General features: G+C 69.8%; 20 protein-coding genes. 5 read left to right on the forward strand and 15 right to left on the reverse strand.

Annotated elements, in window-relative coordinates; all coding sequences use genetic code 11:
• Positions 1-26 precede the first annotated feature (26 nt).
• The gene (locus AB0M87_RS00965) at positions 27-965 is read right to left on the reverse strand and encodes a 2-hydroxyacid dehydrogenase (RefSeq protein WP_365849058.1); all 939 of its coding nucleotides are present in this window, start codon (positions 963-965) and stop codon (positions 27-29) included.
• Positions 966-1,012: 47 nt separating this feature from the next.
• On the opposite strand from AB0M87_RS00965, the gene AB0M87_RS00970 reads away from it, so the two are divergent.
• The 3 genes from AB0M87_RS00970 to AB0M87_RS00980 all read left to right on the forward strand — a co-directional run bounded on the left by AB0M87_RS00970 (position 1,013) and on the right by AB0M87_RS00980 (position 3,476).
• Complete coding sequence (locus tag AB0M87_RS00970; protein ID WP_365849059.1) at positions 1,013-2,005, forward strand: aldo/keto reductase; 993 nt, start codon at positions 1,013-1,015, stop codon at positions 2,003-2,005.
• A 104-nt stretch (positions 2,006-2,109) separates the two neighbouring features.
• Positions 2,110-3,267: a PQQ-dependent sugar dehydrogenase gene (locus AB0M87_RS00975; protein WP_365849060.1), complete on the forward strand. Its 1,158-nt coding sequence runs from the start codon at positions 2,110-2,112 to the stop codon at positions 3,265-3,267.
• A gap of 32 nt (positions 3,268-3,299) precedes the next feature.
• On the forward strand, positions 3,300-3,476 hold the full coding sequence (locus AB0M87_RS00980) for a DUF6191 domain-containing protein (protein WP_365849062.1): 177 nt from the start codon (positions 3,300-3,302) through the stop codon (positions 3,474-3,476).
• Here AB0M87_RS00980 and AB0M87_RS00985 read toward each other — a convergent pair.
• The 5 genes from AB0M87_RS00985 to AB0M87_RS01005 form a co-directional block, all read right to left on the reverse strand.
• Complete coding sequence (locus tag AB0M87_RS00985) at positions 3,442-6,573, reverse strand: AAA family ATPase (protein WP_365849063.1); 3,132 nt, start codon at positions 6,571-6,573, stop codon at positions 3,442-3,444. The two genes, AB0M87_RS00980 and AB0M87_RS00985, sit on opposite strands and share 35 nt — an antisense overlap.
• A gap of 92 nt (positions 6,574-6,665) precedes the next feature.
• Entirely contained in the window at positions 6,666-6,839 is a 174-nt protein-coding gene (locus AB0M87_RS00990; RefSeq protein WP_365849065.1) for a hypothetical protein, read from the reverse strand.
• 210 nt (positions 6,840-7,049) lie between these two features.
• A complete protein-coding gene (locus AB0M87_RS00995; RefSeq protein ID WP_365849066.1) occupies positions 7,050-7,655 on the reverse strand; it encodes a hypothetical protein in 606 nt (201 codons plus the stop codon).
• A 35-nt stretch (positions 7,656-7,690) separates the two neighbouring features.
• A complete protein-coding gene (locus tag AB0M87_RS01000) occupies positions 7,691-8,245 on the reverse strand; it encodes a GNAT family protein (RefSeq protein WP_365849067.1) in 555 nt (184 codons plus the stop codon).
• Positions 8,223-10,421: an MMPL family transporter gene (locus AB0M87_RS01005; protein ID WP_365849069.1), complete on the reverse strand. Its 2,199-nt coding sequence runs from the start codon at positions 10,419-10,421 to the stop codon at positions 8,223-8,225. The genes AB0M87_RS01000 and AB0M87_RS01005 overlap by 23 nt, the downstream gene beginning before the upstream one ends.
• Before the next feature lie 181 nt (positions 10,422-10,602).
• On the opposite strand from AB0M87_RS01005, the gene AB0M87_RS01010 reads away from it, so the two are divergent.
• The gene (locus tag AB0M87_RS01010; protein ID WP_365849070.1) at positions 10,603-10,989 is read left to right on the forward strand and encodes a S4 domain-containing protein; all 387 of its coding nucleotides are present in this window, start codon (positions 10,603-10,605) and stop codon (positions 10,987-10,989) included.
• A gap of 23 nt (positions 10,990-11,012) precedes the next feature.
• On the opposite strand, the gene AB0M87_RS01015 is transcribed toward AB0M87_RS01010, so the two are convergent.
• From AB0M87_RS01015 to AB0M87_RS01050, 8 genes are all read right to left on the reverse strand, one after another.
• Positions 11,013-12,263 (reverse strand): SLC13 family permease, encoded by a 1,251-nt coding sequence (locus tag AB0M87_RS01015; protein ID WP_365849847.1) that lies wholly within the window; start codon positions 12,261-12,263, stop codon positions 11,013-11,015.
• A 129-nt stretch (positions 12,264-12,392) separates the two neighbouring features.
• On the reverse strand, positions 12,393-13,901 hold the full coding sequence (gatB, locus tag AB0M87_RS01020) for an Asp-tRNA(Asn)/Glu-tRNA(Gln) amidotransferase subunit GatB (protein ID WP_365849071.1): 1,509 nt from the start codon (positions 13,899-13,901) through the stop codon (positions 12,393-12,395).
• Positions 13,902-13,917: 16 nt separating this feature from the next.
• Positions 13,918-14,151: a hypothetical protein gene (locus AB0M87_RS01025; RefSeq protein ID WP_365849849.1), complete on the reverse strand. Its 234-nt coding sequence runs from the start codon at positions 14,149-14,151 to the stop codon at positions 13,918-13,920.
• 5 nt (positions 14,152-14,156) lie between these two features.
• On the reverse strand, positions 14,157-15,656 hold the full coding sequence (gene gatA, locus AB0M87_RS01030) for an Asp-tRNA(Asn)/Glu-tRNA(Gln) amidotransferase subunit GatA (RefSeq protein ID WP_365849072.1): 1,500 nt from the start codon (positions 15,654-15,656) through the stop codon (positions 14,157-14,159).
• Between the two features lie 3 nt (positions 15,657-15,659).
• Complete coding sequence (gene gatC / locus AB0M87_RS01035; protein ID WP_282511819.1) at positions 15,660-15,956, reverse strand: Asp-tRNA(Asn)/Glu-tRNA(Gln) amidotransferase subunit GatC; 297 nt, start codon at positions 15,954-15,956, stop codon at positions 15,660-15,662.
• A 154-nt stretch (positions 15,957-16,110) separates the two neighbouring features.
• Complete coding sequence (locus AB0M87_RS01040) at positions 16,111-18,243, reverse strand: bifunctional diguanylate cyclase/phosphodiesterase (protein ID WP_365849074.1); 2,133 nt, start codon at positions 18,241-18,243, stop codon at positions 16,111-16,113.
• 227 nt (positions 18,244-18,470) lie between these two features.
• Entirely contained in the window at positions 18,471-20,654 is a 2,184-nt protein-coding gene (gene ligA / locus AB0M87_RS01045; protein WP_365849075.1) for an NAD-dependent DNA ligase LigA, read from the reverse strand.
• Positions 20,655-20,705: 51 nt separating this feature from the next.
• Positions 20,706-21,710 (reverse strand): methionine synthase, encoded by a 1,005-nt coding sequence (locus tag AB0M87_RS01050; protein WP_365849077.1) that lies wholly within the window; start codon positions 21,708-21,710, stop codon positions 20,706-20,708.
• 106 nt (positions 21,711-21,816) lie between these two features.
• Between AB0M87_RS01050 and AB0M87_RS01055 the strand changes: the two genes are divergently transcribed.
• The gene (locus AB0M87_RS01055; RefSeq protein WP_365849079.1) at positions 21,817-23,190 is read left to right on the forward strand and encodes a PQQ-binding-like beta-propeller repeat protein; all 1,374 of its coding nucleotides are present in this window, start codon (positions 21,817-21,819) and stop codon (positions 23,188-23,190) included.
• A 12-nt stretch (positions 23,191-23,202) separates the two neighbouring features.
• On the opposite strand, the gene AB0M87_RS01060 is transcribed toward AB0M87_RS01055, so the two are convergent.
• On the reverse strand, positions 23,203-23,892 hold the full coding sequence (locus AB0M87_RS01060; protein WP_365849081.1) for an SDR family oxidoreductase: 690 nt from the start codon (positions 23,890-23,892) through the stop codon (positions 23,203-23,205).
• Positions 23,893-23,894: the final 2 nt, after the last annotated feature.

Here is a 23,894-nt window from a genome sequence, read left to right on the forward strand (position 1 = left end):
ACGGGCAAAGGCGCCTGAAACGCAGGCTATTCGGTGGTCAGGACGACATTCTCCAGTGGTTCCCCGGCGGCGAATCGGGTGAGTTGCGCGGACAGCAGCCGCTTGGCTCGTGGCAGGAACGCGGACGTCGGCCCACCGACATGAGGGCTGATGAGGCAGCCGGGGGCATGCCACAACGGGTGCCCGGCCGGGAGCGGTTCGGGGTCGGTGACATCGAGTGCCGCACGTAGCCGCCCGGACTCGAGTTCGACGAGAAGCGCCTTGGTGTCGACGACGGCTCCGCGCGCGACGTTCACCAGCAACGCGCCCTCCTTCATCCCGCCCAGGAATCCAGTGCTCACCAGGCCCTTCGTGTCCTCGGTGAGCGGCGTGGAGATGACGACCACGTCGGCGTCCGGCAGCAGGGCGGGCAGATCGGTGAATACGTGCACGGGCCCGCGCTCCGCTGTGCGCGCCGAGCGCGCGACGCGCGTCACCCGCGCGCACTCGAACGGAACGAGCCGGTCCTCGATGGCGGAGCCGATCGAGCCGTATCCGACGATCAGTACGTTCCGGTCGGCGAGCGCGGGGCGGAATCCGGAGCGCCACTCCTCCTGTTGCTGGCCCACCACAAAATCGGGGATGCCGCGCAGCGAGGCGAGGATCAGGGCCAGCGCCAACTCGGCGGTCGAGGCCTCATGGACTCCCCGCGCGTTGCAGAGCTGGACGCCCGGGTGCAGGTCGTCAAGTCCGCTCTGCACGTGGTCGGTTCCGGCGGACAGGGTCTGCACGACGCGCAGCGACGTCATCGCCGCGAGCGGGCGCAGAGCGACCTTCATGCCCTTCATGTAGGGCACCACGTAATAGGCGCAGTCCGCGGGGTCGGCGGGGTACGCGTCGCCGCCGTCCCAGAACAGGTAGCGCGGTCCTTCGGGAAGCCCGGCGATCTCGTCGGGTGGGATGGGGAGCCACACATCAGCAGTCATGAGCAGGAGGTTAGTTTGAGGGACGCGAAGAGGGAGGATCCGGCCAGGTGGAGCGCAGGACAATCGGGGCGGCAGCGCTCGAAGTGGGCGCTATCGGGCTGGGTTGCATGCCGATGAGCTGGGCGTACACCGGCTCACAGCAGCGGGGGGAACGTTCGCTGCGTACCGTGCACGCCGCACTCGACGCCGGCTCGACCCTGCTCGACACCGCCGACATGTACGGCCCGTTCACGAACGAGCTGCTGCTCGGGCGGGTCCTGAAGGAACGGCGGGCGGATGCCTTCCTCTCCACCAAGTGCGGTCTGCTCGCGGGCGAGCAGCACATCGTCGCCAACGGCCGGCCCGGTTACATACGGAGGGCGTGCGACGCTTCGCTGCGACGGCTGCAGACCGATGTCATCGACCTCTACCAGCTGCACCGGGCGGATCCGGAGGTACCGGTGGAGGAGACCTGGGGTGCGATGGCCGACCTGGTGTCCGCCGGGAAGGTGCGGGCCCTGGGATTCTGTGCGGTGGGGGCGCGGGCGTCACGACGCTCCGGCGCGCGGCTGCACGACGCGACCGTGCGGCAGCTGGAGCGGGTGCAGCAGGTGTTCCCGGTGAGCGCGGTGGAGGCCGAGCTCTCCGTATGGTCCCCGGAGGCGCTGGACACGCTGCTGCCGTGGTGCCGGGCGCGCGGGATCGGATTCCTGGCCGCGATGCCCTTGGGCAACGGCTTTCTCACCGGAACGCTCACCCCGGGGCAGGGCTTCGAGCCCGATGACCTGCGAGCCAGGCATCCCCGGTTCACGGCCGAGATGATGGCGGCCAACCAACCGGTGGTGGCCGGGCTCCGGCGGATCGCCGAGCGGCACGGGGCGACACCCGCCCAGGTGGCTCTGGCCTGGGTCCTGAGCAGGGGCCCTCAGGTGGTGCCGGTGGCGGGTGCGAAGCAGGAAAGATGGGCGACGGAGAACGCCCGCGCTGCGGATCTGGTGATGACGGCACAGGATCTTAAGGAGATCGCCGAACTGCCGCCCGCCCGGGGCTCGTGGGAGTGACCCGGTGCGGACAGTGACGACCTGGCCGGACAGCCGGGTGGGAACCTTCGGTGGAGCCGCGGTGTAAGAGAAGTAGCTGTGCCGTCGTCGAAGGGAACAAGGCCGTGAAACGTCCGTCTGTGACAGCGGTGTTGGCCGTAGCCGTACTGGTATCGGTGGCCGGATGCTCCTCGGGAGACAGCGGGGGGCAGTCTGCCGCCGCCCGTAGTCCGGGCGCGCACTCCTCCTCGGCCGCAGCCGCGGCGCCGTCACCCGATGTGCCACCGGCCAAGGGATCGGTGAAGGTCGTTTCGACCCTGACCACCGGTCTCGCATCTCCCTGGGGGGTCGCGGTGCTCCCGGAGGGCGATCTGCTGGTTTCCTCCCGGGACACGGGGACGATCACTCGAATCGACGCGAAGAACGGCAAGAAAACATTGCTGGGGAAGGTGGCCGGGGTGGCTCCGGCCGGTGAGGGCGGACTGCTCGGGATCGCGCTCTCCCCGTCGTACGGCACGGACCACCTGATCTATGCGTATTTCACCACCGCGTCCGACAACCGGATAGCACGGATGTTCTATGACGAGAAGCAGCCCGCCGGGCGGCAGCTGGGAGCACCCGACACCATTTTCAAAGGCATTCCCAAGGGTACGATCCACAACGGTGGGCGCATCGCTTTCGGCCCCGACAGGATGCTCTACGTCGGGACGGGCGAGTCCGGCGAGCGAGGCATGGCCCAGGACAAGAAGTCGCTGGGCGGAAAGATCCTCCGCATGACGCCGGACGGCCGGCCGGCCCACGGCGACCCGTGGGCGGGTTCCGTCGTCTACAGCTACGGGCACCGCAATGTGCAGGGCCTGGCCTGGGACACGGACGGCCGTCTCTGGGCTGACGAATTCGGCCAGGACACCTGGGACGAGCTGAACCTCATCAAGCCCGGCAAGAACTACGGCTGGCCCGTCGTGGAAGGCAAGCAGGGCAAGGCGGGCTTCGTCGATCCGGTGGAGCAGTGGAGCACCTCGGAGGCCTCTCCGAGTGGCATCGCCTTTGCCGAGGGCTCGATCTGGATGGCTGCGCTCCGTGGTGAGCGCCTGTGGCGGATCCCACTGAACGGTGACAAGCCGTCCGCGAAGCCGCAGGCGTTCCTGCAGGGCAAGTACGGACGACTTCGCACGGTGGTCTCGGCCGGCGGGAACAAGCTGTGGCTGGTCACCAGCGAGACGGATTCCCGCGGGACGCCCGGCCCAGGTGACGACCGGATCCTCCAACTGGAGGTGACGTAAGCAGAGTTACGCTTCCTCAGGAGGGGGTGCGTATGTTCAATCTGATCGAGGAGCTGTTTGCGCCGGGACGCAAGCACACCGAGGACGAGAACAAGCGGCTGGAGCTCTCCCGGGTCGACCTCAATGACAACGACCCGGGGCGCGGCCCGATAGACCTCACTTCCGGAAAAGTGGTCATCCGGCCGGGGACGCAGTCTCCGCCGCCGTGACGAGTTCCGTGCCCAGGTCCGAAAAGAGGTGCAGGCGATGGGCGAGCGCCGCTGCTTCCCCCCGGCTCGGGACGCCGAGCTTCGCCAGGATGTTCGAGACATGCACGCTGGCTGTTTTCGGTGAAATGAAGAGTTCCTCGGCGATCTGACGGTTGGTGCGTCCCGCGGCGACCAGGCGCAGCACGTCCCGTTCACGGCTGGTGAGTCCGAAGCCGTCGGTGTCACCGGTGCCGCTGCCGGTGCCCCCCGGTGCGCTGAAGCGGGATTCGGACGCCGCTTCGGTGAGGGAGATTCTGGCCCGCTGCGCCAGCAGCTCGGTCTCTTCGCGCAGCGGTCGGGCGCCCAGGGCGACGGACGTGTCGTGGCTCAGGCGCAGCAGCTCGGTCGCCTGCTCCCGGCCGGAGCCGACCGTACTACTGCGCGCGAGAAGCGCGGCCGCCCAGTGCAGGCGGGCCTGAGCGAGCTCGTACGGGCGCTCCAGCGGCTCCAGGGCGGTGGCCGCTTCGGACCAGTGGCCCGGGCGGTCCTGGCCCGCGGCCCGCTCGAGTTCGGCGGTGACGTGGAGGGCGTAGGCACGCCAGAGTGGCACGGGGGTGGCGAGCCGCTTCGCGGTCGTACGGATCAGCGCCAGGGCGTCAGCGCGTCCGGTCTCCGCCGAAGGCAGTCCCCGGGTGTTGGCCTCGATGGTGGTGGCGGCGAGCAGCAGGGGCCAGGCGTAGCGCTGGGTGCCCGGCGGGAATCCTGCCTCGACCGCGCGGACGAGTTCGGCCCGGGCCTCATCGATACGCCCGTGTACAGCTGCGATCGCCAGCGCGCACCGGGCGACGGGGATGGCGTGCTGGGGCATGGGATCGTGAGTGCCGAAGTGGCCGGTCGCCGAGGCCAGATGCGCTGCGGCCGTGTCCGTCTCGCCTCGGACCAGTGCGAGCTCGGCCAGCCGCAGGGTCGCGTTGCCACGCGGCTTCGCGCTCAGCGCGGCTCGCAGCACCTGTTCGGCGCAGACCGCTGCCTCGTCCCAGCGCCCGAGGGCGAAGAGCGACTCGCTCAGATTGGCCACGACCCATGCCTCCTGGTCACGCAGGCCGTACTTCCGGGTGACCTCGGCGCCCTCGGTGGCCACCGCTACCGCCTCCGCCGAGCGGCCGACCGACTCCAGGTTCGACGCCAGGTTGGTGTGTGCGCGGCAGTTCTCGCTGACCAGGCCGAGTTCGGCGGTGCGGCGCAGGATGGAGTACATCGTGGCGAGGCCCGCCTCGATGTCGCCGGAATCGACCATCAGGCTGCCCAGGGTGAGCCGGGCGTGGAGTTCGATCTCCTCCGCCTTGACCAGGCGGGCGTAGTCCACGGCGCGTTCGCCGGCAGCCAGGCTGTCGGGGCCCGGCTCATGGAGCATGCCCCAGCCTGCCGCAGTGGCGAGTACCTGGGCGTGGACGGCGGACGGCGGCAGGCCGCGTACCAGCTCCTGGGCGTTGGCGATCTCCGTCCAGCCGTCGCCACGGGCCAGCGTCTGCACCAGTTTTGCGCGCTCGGTCCAGAACCAGGCGGCGCGCAGGGGGTCTCTCCCACCGGAGCCGGGGTTGGCATCACAGGCACCGGCATCGATGATGCGCAGCGCCTTCTTGGTGATCTTGAGGGCCCGCTCACGCTCTCCGCAGAAGCGCGCCGCCACCGCCGCCTCGGCAAGCAGGTCGAGATAGCGCAGCGCCGGAGCATCCGGTTCGCAGCCGCAGGCAGGATAGGCGTCGGCGTAGTCCATCGGCCGCAGGGCCTCCCGCACCTCGGACGGCGCGCTGTCCCACACCTCCATGGCCCGTTCCAGGAGACGGAGTTGTTCGGAGTAGGCGTGCCGCCGCCGCGCCTCGGCGGAGGCCAGGAGTACGGCGGGCAGCGTCTTCGCCGCATCGTGCGCGTAGTACCAGTAACCGGCGAGTCTGGTCGAGCGGGCGTCCGGTCTGACGAGGCTGGGATCCGCCTCCAGCGTTTCGGCACAGCGCCGGTTGATCTGGGAGCGTTCGCCGGGCAGCAGATCGTCGCTGACCGCTTCACGTACCAGTGAGTGGCGGAACCGGTAGCCGTCACCGTCCGTGGTAGCGATCAGGATGTTGGCTCCCACGGCGGTCCGCAGCGCTTCGATCAGGTCGTCCTCGGCGAGACCGGTGACTGCCGCGAGCAGCGGGTATTCGACCGTCGAGCCGCCCTCGGCGACAAACCGCACCACCCGTTGCGCGTCCTCGGGCAGCGCCTCGACCCTGACCAGCAACAGATCACGCAGCGAGTCGCTGATCCCGGGGACCGGGACCGAGCCGCGTCCACTGCAGACGGCCAGTTCCTCGACGAAGAAGGCGTTCCCGTCGGAGCGGCTGAAGATCTCGTCGACCAGCGTCGGGTCGGGCTCGGCGGACAGAATGCCGGTCAGTTGGCGGCGCACCTCGGTGCGGGTGAAACGGGACAGTTCGATACGCCGCAGCGTACGCAGCCGATCCAGCTCGGCGAGCAGCGGACGCAGCGGATGGCGGCGGTGTATGTCGTCGGAACGGTAGGTGGCGACCAGGACCAGCCGGCCTCGGTTCAGGGTGCGCAAGAGGTAGGCGAGCAGGTGCCGCGTCGATGCGTCCGCCCAGTGCAGGTCCTCCAGGATCAGCACCACCGTGCGATCGGCCGCGATGCGTTCCAGCAGGCGGGCCGTCAGTTCGAAGAGCCGGGCGGTGCTGTCCTCATGGTGGGCCTGCGGGGTGGTGTCGCCGAGTTCGGGCAGCAGTCTGGCCAGTTCGCCCGCCTGTCCCTCGACGGCGTCCGCCATCTCGTCGGGCAGTTGCCGGCGCAGTGCCCGCAGGGCGGTGGAGAAGGGGGCGTAGGGCAGCCCGTCGGCGCCGATCTCCACGCAGCCGCCGACGGCGACGACGGTTCTGCGCCGGCACGCATCGTCGAGGAATTCCTCGACCAGCCGGGTCTTGCCGACACCGGCCTCGCCGCCGATCAGCAGCGCCTGGGGTTCCCCCGCGGTGGCGCGGGACAACGCGTCGCCGAGCATGGTCAGCTCTTCTGCGCGACCGACGAACACCGGGCTGACCGACGTGAACTCCACAGGCGAGAGCATCGCACAGCCGTCCGCCGGAGTGGCACCCGTTATCCGGGGGCCACTCGCCGGCAAGCCCCTTCTCATCGGCTCGGCTGCCGGAGCGCGGGTCATCAGGCAGCGCGGACGAACCGGGCCCGCAGCGAACTCACCGGCCCTTGCGCTTCGTGCTTCCTGGACCGGCGGGCCGTCCGCCGCTCCTTGCGGACCTCGGCGACGAGCCGCTGGGCGTCTGCCGCCCGGATGAGTTCGGCCGTGTGGATCTTCTGGAGCTCGTACCGGAACATCGCGTTCTCCCTTGTCCGGAGGCCGGTTGTGGCCTCTTGCGATGCCTCAACTCTGATCTCCCAGGGGGATCCGCCACATCGGTCATGTGCCGCATCTGAATGACGGAGGGGGCCTTAGGCGACGCACGCGGATGCTTACGTACGGCCCAGGGCCCCCTCGGGGGTGCCTCAGCGGCGTGATCGGTGGGTGGGGTCGCGTCCCGGTCGGCCCTACTGCGTCGCCGTCGACGCGGCAGCGGGTGCGCTGGGCAGCGAGGCGAACAGGTCGAAGTACATGCCGAGGGAGATCAGCAGGCCGATGACGGCGATGGCAACGGCGCCCCATGCCACGGCGCGCACCCACACCGCCTGGGTCCTGCCGGGCGCACCGAAGTACGGCACCGCCAGCACCACCAGGCCGACGATCAGGGCCAGCAGGGCGAAGCCTCCGTTGATCAGGGCGGTGGTGTGCCAGGAGTCGCCGTAGACCTCGTGGATCTGCTGGGAGGTGGACGCCCCCTGGGGGAGCTTCAGCTGGCCGGTCAGGGTTTCACGCTCGGAGAGCACCTTGCCCATCCAGCTGCCGCTGAGGGCTACGAAACCGAGCGCAGCCGCGACCACGGCAGCCGCCCCCGCACCGATCCCGGGCCGGTCGCCGCCGTGGATGTCCGCCTCCGGTTCCACGTCTTCCGCTTCTGCCTCGGCTTCTGCCTCGTCCGCGTTCATATCGGCGTCCGCGTCGGTGCGGGAGCCCGCCGCGGCCTCCTCGGCCTCGGCGTCCTGCGCCCGGGCGGTGGTGGAGTCGTCGGTCGTGTCGGACTTGGTGGTGGCGTTCATACGGCGCACGCTAGAGGGGCTTTCTGAGAGTGCCCTTAACGCTTTCTGTGCGCCCGCCACTCGGGCGCCAGGACTGCCCAGATCTGCATGTCGTGCCGTCTCCCTCGGTACGGGTAGCTCTCCCGCAGTGTTCCCTCGTGGGTCATGCCGAGCCGGCGGGCGACGCTGATGCTTCCGGTGTTCGCGGCGGCTGCCCGCCACTCCACGCGGTGTATGCCCCGCTCGTCCACCGCCCAGTCGATCAGCACCCGTACGGCCCGGGTGACCAGGCCCCGGCCGGTACCCGCGGGCTCGAGCCAGCAGCCGACCTCGCAGGCGCCGGTGGCCGCGTCGAAGCGCGGGAAGAGCACCCCGCCGACGAGGGTGCCGTCCAGCCGGATGCCGTAGATCCGGCCCGCGTCGGCGGCCTGCTTCTCCGCGTACGACTGGAGGAAGGAGCGGGCCGAATCGAGGTCGGTGCAGACGTCGGCCAGCGCGATGTACCGGCCGATGTACTCCCGTCCGCGGTCGATGTGCGCCAGGTACTCCTGCGCCTGCCAGGGCTCCAGGGGGCGCAGCTCCGCACCGTCACCCAGCGATATCACGTACATACGTCTCCTCCGGCACGGCGGCATTCTGTGCGGGGATCCTCGCACGGGTGCCGGACACCGGAGGCTCGATGCTGATGCGTGGCAGACGGCGGTCGAGCCAGCCCGGCAGCCACCAGTTGGCCCCGCCCAGCAGATGCATCAGGGCCGGGACCAGGAGGGTACGCAGCACGAAGGCGTCGAGACCGACCGCCGCGGCGAGTGCGATGCCGAACATGGCGATGACCCGGTCGCCGCTGAGGACGAAAGCGAGGAAGACGGAGATCATGATGACGGCCGCCGAGTTGATCACCCGGCTGGTTTCGGCGAGGCCGACCCGTACGGCCCGCCGGTTGTCTCCGGTCTCGAGCCATTCCTCGTACATCCGGCTGACCAGGAACACCTGATAGTCCATGGAGAGCCCGAAAAGCACCGACACCATGATGACGGGGAGGAAGGGCTCGATCGGGCCGGCACGGCCGAGTCCGAGCAGTTCGCTCCCCCACCCCCACTGGAAGACCGCGACCACGACTCCGAAGGTGGCGGCCACGGCAGCCACATTCATCCCTGCGGCCTTGAGCGGGATACCGACGGACCGGAAGGCCACCAGCAGGAGCAGGGAGCCGAGACCGATGACCACGCCGATGAAGAGCGGCAGCTTGCCGACGATGACCCGGGCGAAGTCGTCGTAGCCCGCGGTGACTCCGCCGACGTGAAGGTCGAGGGTGGTGCGGTCCTCGGCCTGCGGCAGGACGTCGCTGCGCAGCCGGTCGACGAGGTCACTGGTCTTCTGCGACTGCGGAGCTGAGTCGGGTACGACGGTGATGACGGCCGTGTCGCCACTGCCGTTGTACGTGATCGCGCTGACCGATGACACACCCGCGGTCGCCCGCAACTGCGCGGGGAGCGGGTCGAGGGCGAGCCGATCGCCGGCACCGTCGAGCCGGGCCACCACGGTGAGCGGACCGTTGGCTCCGGGCCCGAACCCCACGGCAAGCAGGTCGTAGGCCTGCCGTGTGGTCGAACCTGACGGATCGTTGCCCTGGTCGGACGTGCCCAGGTGGAGGCCGAAGGTGGGCACGGCGAGCAGCAGCATCACGGTCGCGGCCACGGACCCGAGCAGCTTGGGATGCCGTTCCACCAAAGCCGACCAGCGGGCGGCCGGACCGGTGGCCAGCTCCGGCTGCGGGCCGCGATCGGCGAGTGCCCGGCGCTCCCGGCGGCTCAGCGCCCGCGTACCGATGAACGACAGCAGGGCGGGCAGCATGGTGACCGAGGCGGCCACCGTCAGCATCACTGTCAGCGACGCGGCGACGGCGACACCGTTGAGGAAGCTCAGTCGCAGTATCAGCATGCCGAGGAGCGCGACGCAGACGGTCGCGCCGGCGAACACCACCGCCCGTCCGGTGGTACGCACCGCCTCGATGGCCGCTTCGGTGACCGAAAGCCCACTGCGCAGTCCCTTGCGGTGTCGGGTCACGATGAACAACGCGTAGTCGATCCCGACGCCGAGGCCGATCAGCATGCCCAGCATCGGGGCGAAGTCGGCGACCGTCATGGTGTGTCCGAGGAGCTCGATCCCCGCGTAGGCCGTACCGACGCTCACCAGGGCGGTGGCAAGGGGCAGCAGGCTGGCGGCAAGGGTGCCGAACGCCACGAAGAGCACAGCGGCAGCCACTGCCACCCCGACGATCTCGCTGGTGTGCGCGCTGGTGGTCCGGGTCAGGGAGATCGCGCTGCCGCCGAGTTCGACCTGCAGTCCGCGAGCCTGCGCCGACTTCGCGGTGTCGACGACGGCCTCGACCTGGGCCACCGGGATGTCGTCGGTCTCCGCGCGGAAGGTGATCGTGGCGTAGCCGGTGTGCCCGTCCTCGCTTCTGTGCGACGCGCCGACGGAGGCGATCCCCGGGAGGTCGTCGATCCGGTTGAGGGTCTGCGTCATCCGCTGCTCGACGCCCGGTGCGCGGACGCTGCCACGGGCGGTGTGCCAGACGATGGTGTCGGTGTCGCCGCCCTCGCCGTGAAAGCCCTCGTGGAGCAGATCGGCAGCCCGGCCCGCTTCGGTCCCGGGCACGTCGTAGTTGTTCGTGTACGCGGACCCGGCGATGCCGGCAGCGGTCGCGGTACCACCCAGGGCGAGGAGCCAGAGGAGAACGGCAAGGAGGCGGTGCTTGACGCACCAGCGAGCGATGGCTGCCAACGGACTGCTCCCTGGTGGTTCTGGACCTTTACCGGGAATAGCCCGTAAAGAGCACATGACCTGCGACGCGTCACTATGACATCAAATAGAGATCAATAGCCCCTTTCGTGGGGTTGGTCACAGGGGCTCGTCGTCACGGCAGTACTCGTCACAGCGGCACGAGCGGCCGTAGGGTCGAGACATGGCTGCAGAAGAGGGGACCGTACGGCTCGACACCTGGATCTGGTCGGTGCGGCTCACCAAGACCCGTTCGCAGGCCGCTGCGGCGTGCCGCGCGGGACATGCCCGGCTCAACGGCGAGCGGGTGAAGCCGGCTCATGCCGTACAGACGGGCGACGAGGTCCGGCTGTTCCACGCAGGCCGTGAGCGGATCGTCGAGGTGTCCCGGCTGGTACGCAAGAGGGTCGGCCCGCCGGTCGCCGCGGAGTGCTACGCCGACCACAGCCCGCCGCCCCCGCCGCGCGAGGCCATCCTCGACATCCCGGTCCGCGACCGGGGCGCGGGACGGCCCACCAAGCGGGACCGACGCGAGATGGAGCAGCTGCGCGCCGACCTCCGGGCGCGCTGAACGGCCCGTCGACCGGCGCCGGTTCAACCGAGGTGCAGCGCTCCCCACAGCGCCACCGTCGAGACGGCCAGCGTCACCGGTACGGTCAGCAGGCCGATCCGGGAGAACGTGGCGAGTTCCGGCTCGTTCCCGTGCTCGTTCATGATCCGGCGCCACAGCAGGGTGGCGAGCGACCCGACATAGGTCAGGTTGGGGCCCAGGTTCACGCCGATCAGCGCGGCGAGCACCGGCCCCGGTCCAGCAGGCCCGACGACGGGCAGCAGCGCCAGGATCGCCGGCAGATTGTTGATCGCGTTGGCCAGTGCGGCGGCCACCGCGGCCACCGCGAGCAGCGCCGGCAACGAGGCACCGCCCGGCAGCAGCCGCCCGATCCCGTCCCCGAGCCCGTTGTCGACGACCGCCTTGACCACCACGCCGAGCGCCAGCACGAAGAGGCAGAACAACGGGTTGGCATCGCGCACCAGGGCGGTCCCCGTGGTCCGTTTGCGCAGGAGTGCGCGGCCGCCCAGCACCAGTGTCCCGGCGAGCGCGGCCCAGACCGGTTCGACACCCGCGAACGAGGTGAGTACGAAACCGGCCAGCGTCACCCCCACCACCACCAGGGTGAACTTCGGCAGCGCGGTCCGCTTCCCCTCCGCGGGTGGGTGGGCGCCCGCGGCCAGATCGGCGGCGAAGAAGCGGCGGAACACCGCGTACTCGACCGCGATGGCAGCCAGCCAGGGCAGCGCCATCAGCCCGGCGAACCGGGTGAAGCTCAGCCCGCTCGCGGCGAACGCCAGCAGATTGGTGAGGTTGGACACCGGCAGCAACAACGAGGCGGAGTTCGCGAGATGGGCGCAGGCGTACACGTGTGGTCGCGGGCGGGCGCCGACCCGCGCGGCCGTCGCGAAGATCACCGGGGTGAGCAGCACCACCGTGGCGTCCAGGCTGAGCACGGCGGTGACGACCGCGGCAACACCGAACACCCCACCGAGCAGCCGAACCGGCCGCCCGGCGCAGAACCGCGCCACGAAGTCGCCCGCCGCGGCGAACAGTCCGTCGTCGGCGCAGAGCTGGGAGAGCACGAGCACGGCCGCCAGGAACCCGACGACCGGCAACAGGGTGCGGGTCTGCTGCCACGCCTCGGAGGGCGGGAGGGCACCGAGCGCGACCACGAGCGCGGCCGCGGGGATTGCCGCGGCGGCTTCCGGGCTGCCCCGCGGGCGGGCGACTGCGAAGGCGATGACCCCGAGGAGCAGGGCTGCGGAGAGGACCTCGGCGGGGACGGTGTTCAGGGGGTGCTCCGAGGGGGCGGGGTGGAGAAACGGAGGGGGTGCGCCTGTGCCGGAACTGCCCCCTTTCCCCTGGCCGGAGGCCGGGGAAAGGGGGCAGAGGAACAAGTCCCGCGCAGCGGACCCGTCGCGTCAGCCCTCGGCGCCGAGCTTCTCCAGGATCAGCTCCCGGACGCGTGCCGCGTCCGCCTGACCGCGGGTGGCCTTCATGACGGCTCCGACCAGCGCCCCGGCCGCAGCCACCTTCCCGCTGCGGATCTTGTCGGCGATCGCCGCGTTGGAGGCGATCGCCTCGTCCACGGCGGCGCCGAGCGCGCTGTCGTCGGAGACGACCTTCAGGCCGCGCTTCTCGACGACCTCGTCGGGGCCGCCCTCACCGGCGAGCACGCCGTCGATGACCTGACGGGCCAGCTTGTCGTTGAGGTCGCCGGACGCGACGAGCGCGGACACCCGGGCGACCTGCTCGGGTGTGATCGGCAGCGCGGCGAGCTCGCGGCCCGACTCGTTGGCGTTGCGGGCCAGTTCGCCCATCCACCACTTACGGGCCTGGTCGGCGGGGGCACCGGCCTTGATCGTGGCGACGATCGGTTCGATCGCACCGGCGTTGAGGATCGACTGCATGTCGAATTCGGAGACGCCCCACTCCTCGCGCAGCCTGTTGCGGCGCGCGCGAGGCATCTCGGGGAGTCCGGCGCGCAGCTCCTCGACCCAGTCGCGCGCGGGCGCGACGGGGACCAGGTCGGGCTCCGGGAAGTACCGGTAGTCCTCGGCGTTGTCCTTGATTCGGCCGGCCGTGGTGGAGCCGTCCTCCTCATGGAAGTGCCGGGTCTCCTGCACGATCGTTCCGCCGGAGTTCAGCACCGCGGCATGGCGCTGGATCTCGAAGCGGGCGGCGCGCTCCACCGACCGCAGCGAGTTGACGTTCTTCGTCTCGGAGCGAGTGCCGAGCTTCTCGACACCGTGCAGACGCAGCGACAGGTTCACGTCGCAGCGCATCTGGCCCTGTTCCATCCGGGCCTCGGAGACACCGAGCGCCTTGATGAGTTCCCGCAGCTCGGCGACGTACGCCTTGGCGACCTCGGGGGCTCGCTCGCCGGCGCCCTCGATCGGCTTGGTGACGATCTCGATGAGCGGGATACCGGCACGGTTGTAGTCGAGCAGCGAGTGCGAAGCACCGTGGATACGGCCGGTGGCGCCGCCGACGTGCAGCGACTTACCGGTGTCCTCCTCCATGTGGGCGCGCTCGATGTGCACCCGGAAGACCTCGCCGTCCTCCAGTTGGACGTCCAGATAGCCGTTGAAGGCGATCGGTTCGTCGTACTGGGAGGTCTGGAAGTTCTTCGGCATGTCCGGATAGAAGTAGTTCTTCCGGGCGAAGCGGCACCACTCGGCGATCTCGCAGTTCAGCGCGAGGCCGATCTTGACGGCGGACTCGACACCGATCGCGTTGACGACGGGGAGCGAGCCCGGCAGGCCGAGGCAGGTCGGGCAGGTCTGCGAGTTGGGCTCGGCACCCAGCTCGGTGGAGCAGCCGCAGAACATCTTGGTCCTGGTGCCGAGCTCGACATGGACTTCGAGGCCCATGACGGGGTCGTACGTCGTGAGGGCTTCCTCGTACGACGCAAGTTCAGTGACGGTCACGTTGAAACTTTCCCTCTCAGCCCAGCAGGACGTCGTCGTCGCCCAGGCGCTTCAGTTCGCGGTAGAGGATCGCAAGACCGGTGACGATCGCCGCCGCCGATACCGCGGCGTCCATCAACCGGAGCGTGTCGTTCTCCTGGCGGGCGAGCTTCGCCTGCTTGGCGACGCTGAGGGCGCCGAAGGCGGTTGTACCGAGAGACAGGTAGATGCCGGACTTGGACTTCTTGAAGTTCTTGGCCTTCTTGGTCATCGCACTCACAACGACGGAGCCTCCTCAAGCAGCGGGTGTCCCCACTTTTCCACGAAGGCGGCCTCTACGGCTGCTCCGACCTTGTACAGCCGGTCGTCCTTCATGGCGGGGGCGATGATCTGCAGGCCGACCGGGAGACCGTCCTCCGGGGCCAGACCGCAAGGCAGCGACATGGCCGCGTTGCCGGCCAGGTTGGTCGGAATGGTGCACAGGTCCGCAAGGTACATCGCGAGCGGGTCGTCGGCACGCTCGCCGATCGGGAACGCCGTGGTGGGCGTGGTCGGCGACACGATCACGTCGACCTGCTCGAAGGCCTTCTCGAAGTCCTGGCTGATGAGGGTGCGGACCTTCTGGGCGCTGCCGTAGTACGCGTCGTAGTAGCCGGAGCTGAGCGCGTAGGTACCGAGGATGATGCGGCGCTTGACCTCATCGCCGAAGCCCGCCTCGCGGGAGAGCGCGGTGACGTCCTCGGCGGACTTCGTACCGTCGTCGCCGACCCGCAGCCCGTACCGCATGGCGTCGAAGCGGGCCAGGTTGGAACTGCACTCGGACGGCGCGATCAGGTAGTACGCGGAGAGCGCCAGGTCGAAGGACGGGCAGTCGAGCTCCACGATCTCGGCGCCGAGCCCCCTGAGGAGCTCGACCGACTCGTCGAAGCGCTGGAGGACGCCGGCCTGGTAGCCCTCACCGCGGAACTGCTTGACGACGCCGACGCGCAGTCCGGTGACCGAGCCGTTGCGGGCGGCTTCGACGACCGGCGGGACCGGCGCGTCGATGGAGGTCGAGTCGAGCGGGTCGTGGCCGGCGATGACCTCGTGCAGCAGGGCCGCGTCCAGGACCGTACGGGCGCAGGGGCCACCCTGGTCGAGGGAGGAGGAGAAGGCCACCATGCCGTAGCGGGAGACCGCGCCGTAGGTGGGCTTGACGCCGACGGTGCCGGTGACGGCGGCGGGCTGCCGGATCGAGCCGCCGGTGTCCGTGCCGATGGCCAGGGGCGCCTGGTACGAGGCGAGCGCGGCGCTCGATCCGCCACCGGAACCGCCGGGGATGCGGGTGAGGTCCCAGGGGTTTCCGGTGGGTCCGTAAGCGCTGTTCTCGGTCGACGACCCCATGGCGAACTCGTCCATGTTGGTCTTGCCGAGGATCACCACGTCAGCGGCCTTGAGGCGCTTGGTGAGCGTCGCGTCGTACGGCGGGAGCCAGCCTTCGAGGATCTTCGAGCCGACGGTCGTCGGGACGCCCTCGGTGGTGAAGATGTCCTTGAGGGCAAGCGGGACTCCGGCCAGCGGTCCCAGCTTTTCGCCCTTCGCCCGCTTCGCGTCCACGGAGCGGGCCTGCGCGAGCGCTCCCTCCCGGTCGACGTGCAGAAAGGCATTGACCTTCTCGTCGACGGCTTCGATCCGGGCCAGATGGGCCTCGGCGACCTCGACGGCCGTCAGCTCACCGGATGCGATCCGTGCGGCGGTCTCCGCAGCGGTGAGCTTGATGATGTTGCTGTCCGACATGGGTTAGTCCTCCCCCAGGATCTGCGGCACCTTGAAACGCTGCTGTTCCTGAGCGGGGGCGCCGGAGAGGGCCTGCTCCGGGGTGAGCGACGGACGGACCTCGTCCGCGCGCATGACATTCGTCAGCGGCAGCGGGTGGGAGGTCGGCGGAACGTCTTGGTCGGCGACCTCGGAGACGCGGGCGACCGCGCCGAGAATGTCGTCGAGCTGTCCGGCGAAGTGGTCGAGCTCTTCGTCCTTCAGCTCCAGACGTGCCAGCCGTGCGAGGTGGGCGACCTCCTCGCGCGTAATGCCAGGCATGCAGCGATCCTCAGGGGTGAGTGTGCGGATTTTGCCCCCAATCCTATGGGGCTCGGGGCCGTTCCCCTAGCCGCCCCTTTCCGCTGTGGCATCGCGAGGCCCTACCGCCTCGGGGCTGCGCGTCCATTTCCCGTGTCCTGGCCGGGGGCACGCGTTACGACAGCGGCTCCGACCTGCTGTGCAGCACGACCTGCCCGGGTGCCGAAGCCGGCCCGAGCTCCTTCCGGCGTACCGGCCGCTGCCACCCCTGCGAGCCGCGCGCCAACAGCCATGCCGTGGCCTCCTGCGGGGGCATCGCGGCGGCCACCAGCCAGCCCTGCACCGCATCGCAGCGCAGGTCGCGCAGGCGCTCCCAGGTCTCGTCGTCCTCCACGCCCTCGGCCACCACGACCAGTCCCAGGGAGTGCGCCAGGTCGATCGTGCACCGGACGATCTCGGCGTCCTCGTTGTCGATGGCGAGCCGGGCCACGAACGACCGATCGATCTTCAGTTCACTGACCGGCAGCCGGCGCAGGTGGACCAGGGAGGAGTAACCGGTGCCGAAGTCGTCCAGCGACATCTTCACCCCGTGTGCGGTGAGGCCGGCCAGTGTGTCGGCGGCTCGCTGCGGGTCCTCGAGGAGGACGTGCTCGGTTATCTCCAGTTGCAGCGCTCCCGGGGGTACCCCGTGCCGAGCCAGCCGGGCGGCCACCGCGCCCGCGAAGCCGGGCGTGTGGACATCACGCGGCGAGACGTTGACGGCGACCGGAACCTTCAGTCCCTGCTCACGCCAGATGGCGACCTGGGCGAGCGCCGTCTCCAGTACGTACTCCGTCAGGTGGGGCATCAGCCCGGACGACTCCGCGATGGCTATGAACTCGTCCGGGGGGACACTGCCGCGCTCCGGATGAACCCAGCGGACCAGCGCCTCGAGCCCCGCGACCTGACCGTCGAACCTGACCTTCGGCTGGTAGTGGAGCTCCACTTCACCCGCGTCCAGTGCCCGCCTGAGGTCGCCCAGCAGACCGAGCCGGTCGGGCGTGTTGGAGTCGCGCTTGTACTCGTACACCTCCACGCCGGTGCGGTCGCGCTTGGCCTGGTACATCGCCACGTCGGCTCTGCGCAGCAAGCCCTCCGCGTCCAGCGCGTGGTCGGGGAAGACAGCGACGCCGGCGCTCGCCTCGAGCACCAGCGTCAGTCCGTCGAGGTCGAGCGGGGAGCCCAGCTCGGCCACCAGGTGGCGGGCGATCCGCATCACGCTGGTCGCCGAGTCGGCCACCGGCAGCAGCACCGCGAACTCGTCACCGCCCAGCCGCGCGGCCTCCGCCCCGCGGGGCAGCGCCAGCCGCAGCCGGTCCGCGATCTGCAACAGCAGCCGGTCGCCCGCGAGATGGCCCAGCGTGTCATTGACCGAGCGGAACCGGTCCAGGTCGATCAGCACCAGCGCGGACCGTAACCCGCTCTGCTCCGCGTCCTCCAGGGCGGACCAGGTCCGCTCCAGCAGCCACTGGCGGTTGGGCAGTCCGGTGAGGGGGTCGCGCAACTGCTCTTCCGCACGTGCCCTGGCGATCCACAGGGTGGAGTCCAGCGCGATCAGGGGTACCGCGAAGAGCGGCAGCAGCACCGGCAGTGTCATCGCCACCACGCAGATCAGCGGGGCGATACCGAGCAGTGCGACGCCGACCAGCCCCTGTCTGGCCAGGGCCGGGCGGGAGACCGTCGGCAGTCCGGCGCCCTGCGGCGCGAGCAGCATGTGCAGCAGCAGCCTGGACACGGCGAGATAGACGGCGGCGGCCAGCACGATTTCGCATGCTGCACCGATCCCCCAGTCGAGTGGCTGCCAGGGGTCGCGCACGCTCGGCGTCTCGCCGAAGGCGGCGAGCACGAGTGCGGCGGCGCCGATTCCCAGGATGTCGGACGATCCGTGCAGCAGTCCCTGCCGCCAGCGATGGCTGCGGGCGCCGGCGACCAGTACCACGACGGCCAGGCTGACCAGTGCGGCCGGCAGCCAGCCGTAGAGCAGGAGTACCGCGAGGGTGAGAGCCGCACCGGATCCGGTGCCGCCCCACCAGCGGTCGCGGCCGAGCGCGACCAGATGGCCCACGATGATGCCGGTGAGCACGGCAAGGGCCCAGCCCGTCCCGCCGTCCGGAAACAGCGCGCTACCTGCCCGCAGGGCGTGGTATACACCGCCCGTCAGGACGACGGCGGCCGCGCCCACCACCAGGGGGAAGGCAGGCAACGGTGCGGCGAGCCGCGCGAAACCGCGCATTCCTGAGTCCGCAACGGCCCTCTCGGTCGGTTTCATGCCCGTCCCTCTCACAGCCGGCGGTGCCCGTGCCACGCGATGGCCTTTGTCATGCCACCACGACTGAAATTGACCACGCAGCCGTGCACGACAGGCGCACCCCTCAACAGTAGGCCGCGGACAGCTCCCACGGGCAGCGCTCTGCTGGTCTTGCCCGAATGCGACCCCGGCATCCGTAACCATCTGCTATGCGCCGTACGGGTGAACTTGAACTGTTGCCCGGCCGGTTACTCCGCCGGTGGCACCGCCGCTTCGCGAGCCGCGTCCGGCCCCTGCTCGAGCAGCACGGCAAACCCCTCCTCGTTGAGCACGGGGACCTTCAGCTGCATCGCCTTGTCGTACTTGGAACCGGGGCTGTCACCCACCACGACGAAGGCGGTCTTCTTGGAGACGGAGCCGGTGACCTTCGCTCCGAGGCTCTGCAGCGCTTCTTTCGCGCCATCCCTGGTGTGGTGCTCCAGGGTCCCGGTGACCACCACGGTCAGCCCGTCGAGCGGCCTCGGTCCTTGGTCCTCGCTGGCGCCCTCCTCCTCCATCCGAGCCCCCGCGGCACGCCACTTGCGCAGGATCTCGCGGTGCCACTCCTCCTCGAACCACTGCTTGAGCGAGACGGCGATGGTCGGTCCGACCCCCTCGACGGCGGCCAGCTCCTCCTCGGTCGCCTGCTCGATCCGCTCGATCGAACGGAATTCGCGGGCCAGCGCCTCGGCCGCGACCGGCCCCACATGACGGATCGAGAGGCCCGTGATGAACCGGGCGAGCGGCCGCTCCTTGGCCGCCGCGATGTTGTCCAGCATCGCGAGGGCGTTCTTCCTCGGTTCGCCCTGCTGGTTGGCGAAGACGGTTGCGATCTTCTCCTCGCCGGTCTTCGGGTCCCGCTTGGGCAGCCCGCTGTCCTGGTCGAGTACGTAGGCCTTGATCGGAAGCAGTTGCTCGATGGTGAGGTCGAAGAGTTCGCTCTCATCCCGCAGCGGTGGCTCGGCGGGCTCCAGTGGCTGGGTGAGCGCGGCGGCGGCCACATAGCCGAAGTTCTCGATGTCCAGCGCTTTGCGGCCCGCGAGATAGAACAGCCGCTCGCGCAACTGTGCGGGGCAGGCCCGGGAGTTGGGACAGCGCAGGTCGATGTCGCCCTCCTTCATCGGGCGCAGCGGTGTCCCGCACTCGGGGCATTCGGTCGGCATCACGAACTCCCGCTCGCTGCCGTCCCGCAGATCGGCGACCGGGCCGAGGATCTCCGGAATGACATCTCCGGCCTTGCGGAGCACCACCGTGTCACCGATCAGCACACCCTTGGCCTTCACCACGGCCTGGTTGTGCAGGGTGGCGAATTCGACCTCGGAGCCGGCCACGGTGACCGGTTCGACCTGGGCATACGGCGTGACTCTGCCGGTGCGGCCCACGCCGACGCGGATGTTCAGCAGCTTGGTGTTGACCTCCTCGGGGGCGTACTTCCAGGCGATGGCCCAGCGCGGGGCCCGCGAGGTGGAGCCGAGCCGCCCCTGGAGCGGGATCTCGTCGAGCTTGATGACGACGCCGTCGATCTCGTGCTCCACGGAGTGCCGGTTCTCGCCGAAGTAGGCGATGAAGTCCCGGGCGCCGGCCAGGTCGTCGACGACCTTGTTGTGCTTGGCGGTCGGCAGACCCCATGCGTGCAGCAGTTCATACGCGTGCGAGAGGCAGTCGATGTCGAAGCCCTCGCGGGCACCGATGCCGTGCACCACCATGTGCAGCGGCCGGGTGGCGGTGACCTTGGGGTCCTTCTGCCGCAGGGAACCGGCCGCGGCGTTGCGCGGGTTGGCGAAGGGTTTGTCACCGGCCTCCACCAGCCGGGCGTTGAGACCCTCGAAGGCCTCCATCGGGAAATACACCTCGCCGCGGATCTCGACGAGTGCGGGGATCCGCTCGCCCTTCAGCCGGTGCGGGATGCCCGCGATCGTCAGCACGTTGGGGGTGATGTCCTCGCCGGTGCGGCCGTCGCCCCGGGTGGCCGCGCGGGTCAGCCGGCCGTTCTCATAGGTGAGGTTCACGGCGAGACCGTCCACCTTGAGCTCGCAGAGGAAGTGGTACTTGGCGGAACCGACGTCACGGGCGAGCCGTTCGGCCCAGGTGGACAGCTCCTCTTCGTCGAAGGCGTTGTCCAGGGACAGCATCCGGTCCCGGTGCTGGACCGACGTGAACTCCGTCTCGTAGGCCCCGGCCACCTTCTGGGTCGGCGAGTCCGGGGTCCGGAGCTCGGGGTACTCCTCCTCCAGGGCCTGCAGCGAGCGCAGCAGAGTGTCGAACTCGGCGTCGCTGACGACCGGCTGGTCCTTCACGTAGTACCGGAAGCGGTGCTCCTCGATCTGCTCGGCCAGCTGGGAGTGACTCTCCCGTGCCTCCGCGGGCGCAGCACCTTGCTGTTCGACAGCCACCGTCTCGTCCTCCCGTTGATACAACTCAGCCCCGTCAGTCAGGCCGGCCCGTCACTCAGGGTTGTCCGCGAGCGACCTTGCCGCACGGGCGCAGTGGGCGAGCGCCGCCCGGGCGTAGGCGGGCGAAGCGCCCGCCAGCCCGCACGAGGGGGTGAGGACCAAGGACTCCGCAAGAGTCTCCGGTTTCAGCCCCAGCCTGCGCCACAGCGTCCTGACACCCATGACGCTACCGGCAGGGTCTGACAATGCGGTGTCAGTGCCGGGCACGACTCCGGCGAAGAGCTGGGTGCCGCCCTCCACCGCCTCACCGATGCCCTCCTCATCACGCTCGGTGAGAAGTCCGAAATCGAACGAGACACCGGCCGCTCCCGCCCGCCGCAGCAGTGCGAACGGCACGTCCGGCGCGCAACTGTGCACGATCACCGGTCCCTCGCTGACCGCGACCAGATCCCGCAGGCTGCCTTCGACGATCTGCCGGTCGACGGCCCGGTGGGTCCGGTAGCCGCTCGCCGTCCTGATCTGCCCGCGCAGCACCGCCACGAGCGACGGCTCGTCCAGCTGCAGCACCACCTGCGCGCCCGGCACCCGGCGGCGCACCTCGGCGAGATGCCCGCGGAGCCCCTCGGCGAGCGATTCCGCGAGGTCCCGGCGGGCCCCCGTATCCCCGAGCACGGCCTCGCCGCCCCGCAGTTCGAGCCCAGCGGCCAGCGTCCAGGGCCCCACCGCCTGTACCTTCAGCGGCCCCTCGTACCCCTGGGTGAACTCCTCCAGCGCGTCCAGGTCCTCGCCGAGCCACGAGCGCCCCCGCCGGGTGTCGCGGCCCGGCCGGTCACTGATGCGCCAGCCACTGGGCTCCACATGCGCGTACATCTCGACGAGCAGCCCGATGGTCCGCCCCAGCATGTCGGCGCCCGGGCCGCGTGCGGGCAGCTCGGCCAGATACGGAAAGTCCTCGAACGACCCGACCACCGTCTTGGCGGCCTCCCGCGCGTCGCCGCCCGGCATCGAACCGATTCCGGTGGCCGGGCCCCAGCTGAACTTGCTCTTCTCGCTCACCCACGAAGGGTACGAGGTGCCGGCCCCGGCGGACGAGGGCCGCCCCGGGCACTGTCAGTGACCGGGTCTAGCATCGCGCAGAGCATCAACATCTCGGGGGAGAGCGATGAACGACAAACGTGACGGCTGGACATGGAAGTCCGCCGACAGCGAGGCGGAGACCGAGGTCCCGCCCCGTACGAACCGGCCGTGGGTGGTCCCCCGGCGCACCCCGGCCGAGTCGGCGCGTGCCACGGCGGCCTGGTTCCGGGCCAAGTGGATCAAACTGACCACCGTCCTGGTCGTGCTTGCCCTCGCCATCGGCGGCTGGCAGACCTACACGTACCTCACCCGCTACCACGAGCAGATGAGCGGGCCGCACGGCGACTTCCCGGCGGCGCTCGGCAGCAGTGCGCCGCTGCGGCCCGCTCACTCGACCCGGTTCAGCGCCACTCCGGAGTGGGTTTCCGGAGGGCTGTCCCTGTACAAGGACATGTCCGGCAGAGGGCTCACCGCGCGCGGTCTCCGTACCGACAAGAGCTACTGGCATTACGCGCGCAAGGACACCGAACTCCTCACAGCGACCGCCTCCGAGGACACCGCGGTCCTGTGGTTCGGCGACGGAGTCGTCGTCGGTGTGGATCTGCGCAGTGGGAAGCCCCGCTGGCATGTGAAGGTCCCGGGAGAGACGGACCGCAACGAAAGCCGGAGCTGGTACACCGAGGGAACCGTTCTTCTCGGCAGGCCGGACTCCGTGATCGGCCTCTCGGTGCGCGACGGTGAACGACTTTGGTCGGCGCCGCCGCCGAAAGGCTGTCGTTCATGGGACGACCGAGCCCCCATCTATCTCAAGGACGTGCTGGCGTTCGACGCAGTTCGCTGTTCCCAGGGGAGCGAGCGCGACAGCACCCTGTTCGGGCTGGGCAGGGACACCGGACGCATACGCTGGCACATCACGGACCCGGTGACCGGGTACGGGCGGCTGGATGATCACACGCTGGCCGCACTCACCGTGCGGAGCTCGCTGGTGGTGACCGATGTTTCGGACGACCGGCCCCGGAGCCGTTCGACGCAACTGTCGAATGAGGTGGCCCTCCGCGGTATGGGCGATGACACGGTCCTGCTCGACACCGACGACAGCACGTCCCTCATGGCCAGACGAGTGAACAGCGACGGCAGCAGCAAGGTCATCTGGACCCGGAAAGCCGACGGGGGACGCCAATTCGGCAACCCGGGCATCGCAGACGGCCGGGTGTACGTCGTGCAGAGCAGGGCGCCGGTCGACGCGCGCCGCAAGCACCTGCCCGGCGACGGCCGGCTCCTCGTGCTGGACTCCCACTCCGGCCGGGAGCTGCACCGGTCCCCACTGCCGGAGTCCCTCTTCACCGAAGATGATTTCTGGACGCAGAGTCCCGCGATACGGGGGGTGGGGTCCGGGGTCGTCCTGATCGGCTGGAACGACATAGCGCTGTCGTCAACGGAACTCGCGCTCTTCGACTGAGCCTTACAGCTCTCAGCGCCCCGGCCGCACCGTCAGGTCGTTGACCTCCGCATCGCGCGGCAGGTCCAGCGCCATCAGGATCGTGGTGGCGACCGACTCGGGGTCGATCAGGCCCTCCGGGCGGTATTCCTTGCCCTCCTGCGAGTGCACCTTGGCCTGCATCGGGCTGGCCGTTCGCCCCGGGTACACCGACGTCACGCGCACACCGTTTCCGTGCTCCTCGTGGCGCAGCGCGTCGGCCAGTGCCTTCAGGCCGTGCTTGGACGCGGCGTAGGCGGCCCACTCGGCGTGCGCGTTCAGCCCCGAGCCGGAGTTCACGAAGATCACCTGGCCGTGGTCCATCCTGAGCTGCGGCAGCATCAGCCGGGTCAGTTCGGCGGGCGCGATCAGGTTGGTGTTGAGCTGCGCGTGCCAGGTCGGGGGCCGGAGTTCGGCGACCGGCGAGAGGTCGACGACGCCCGCGATGTGCAGCAGCGAGTCGACTCGTTCGGGCAGCGGCTGCTTGCCGAGGGCCCAGGAGATCCTGTCCGGGTTCGCCAGGTCCGCGACGAGCGTGCCCGCCCCCGGGTACCGGCCGGCGAGTTCCTTGGCGCGTCCCGCGTCGCGCGCCACGATGACGAGGTCGTCACCGCGCTCGTGGAGGCGGCGCGCGACGGCCGCGCCGATGCCGGAACCCGCACCGGTGATCACATGAGTTGCCATGG

The sequence above is a fragment of the Streptomyces sp. NPDC051320 genome, assembly GCF_040682175.1.
Classification (GTDB): Bacteria; Actinomycetota; Actinomycetes; order Streptomycetales; family Streptomycetaceae; genus Streptomyces.

Excerpts from the sequence above, each read along its gene's own strand:
- AB0M87_RS00980 (WP_365849062.1), top strand. The coding sequence starts at position 3,300 with ATGTTCAATCTGATCGAGGAGCTGTTTGCGCCGGGACGCAAGCACACC.
- AB0M87_RS01055 (WP_365849079.1), top strand. The coding sequence starts at position 21,817 with ATGAACGACAAACGTGACGGCTGGACATGGAAGTCCGCCGACAGCGAG.
- AB0M87_RS01010 (WP_365849070.1), top strand. The coding sequence starts at position 10,603 with ATGGCTGCAGAAGAGGGGACCGTACGGCTCGACACCTGGATCTGGTCG.
- AB0M87_RS01060 (WP_365849081.1), bottom strand. The coding sequence starts at position 23,892 with ATGGCAACTCATGTGATCACCGGTGCGGGTTCCGGCATCGGCGCGGCC.
- gatC (WP_282511819.1), bottom strand. The coding sequence starts at position 15,956 with ATGCCTGGCATTACGCGCGAGGAGGTCGCCCACCTCGCACGGCTGGCA.
- AB0M87_RS00965 (WP_365849058.1), bottom strand. The coding sequence starts at position 965 with ATGACTGCTGATGTGTGGCTCCCCATCCCACCCGACGAGATCGCCGGG.
- gatA (WP_365849072.1), bottom strand. The coding sequence starts at position 15,656 with ATGTCGGACAGCAACATCATCAAGCTCACCGCTGCGGAGACCGCCGCA.
- AB0M87_RS00990 (WP_365849065.1), bottom strand. The coding sequence starts at position 6,839 with ATGTTCCGGTACGAGCTCCAGAAGATCCACACGGCCGAACTCATCCGG.
- AB0M87_RS01040 (WP_365849074.1), bottom strand. The coding sequence starts at position 18,243 with ATGAAACCGACCGAGAGGGCCGTTGCGGACTCAGGAATGCGCGGTTTC.
- AB0M87_RS01000 (WP_365849067.1), bottom strand. The coding sequence starts at position 8,245 with ATGTACGTGATATCGCTGGGTGACGGTGCGGAGCTGCGCCCCCTGGAG.
- AB0M87_RS00995 (WP_365849066.1), bottom strand. The coding sequence starts at position 7,655 with ATGAACGCCACCACCAAGTCCGACACGACCGACGACTCCACCACCGCC.
- AB0M87_RS00985 (WP_365849063.1), bottom strand. The coding sequence starts at position 6,573 with ATGCTCTCGCCTGTGGAGTTCACGTCGGTCAGCCCGGTGTTCGTCGGT.
- AB0M87_RS01025 (WP_365849849.1), bottom strand. The coding sequence starts at position 14,151 with ATGACCAAGAAGGCCAAGAACTTCAAGAAGTCCAAGTCCGGCATCTAC.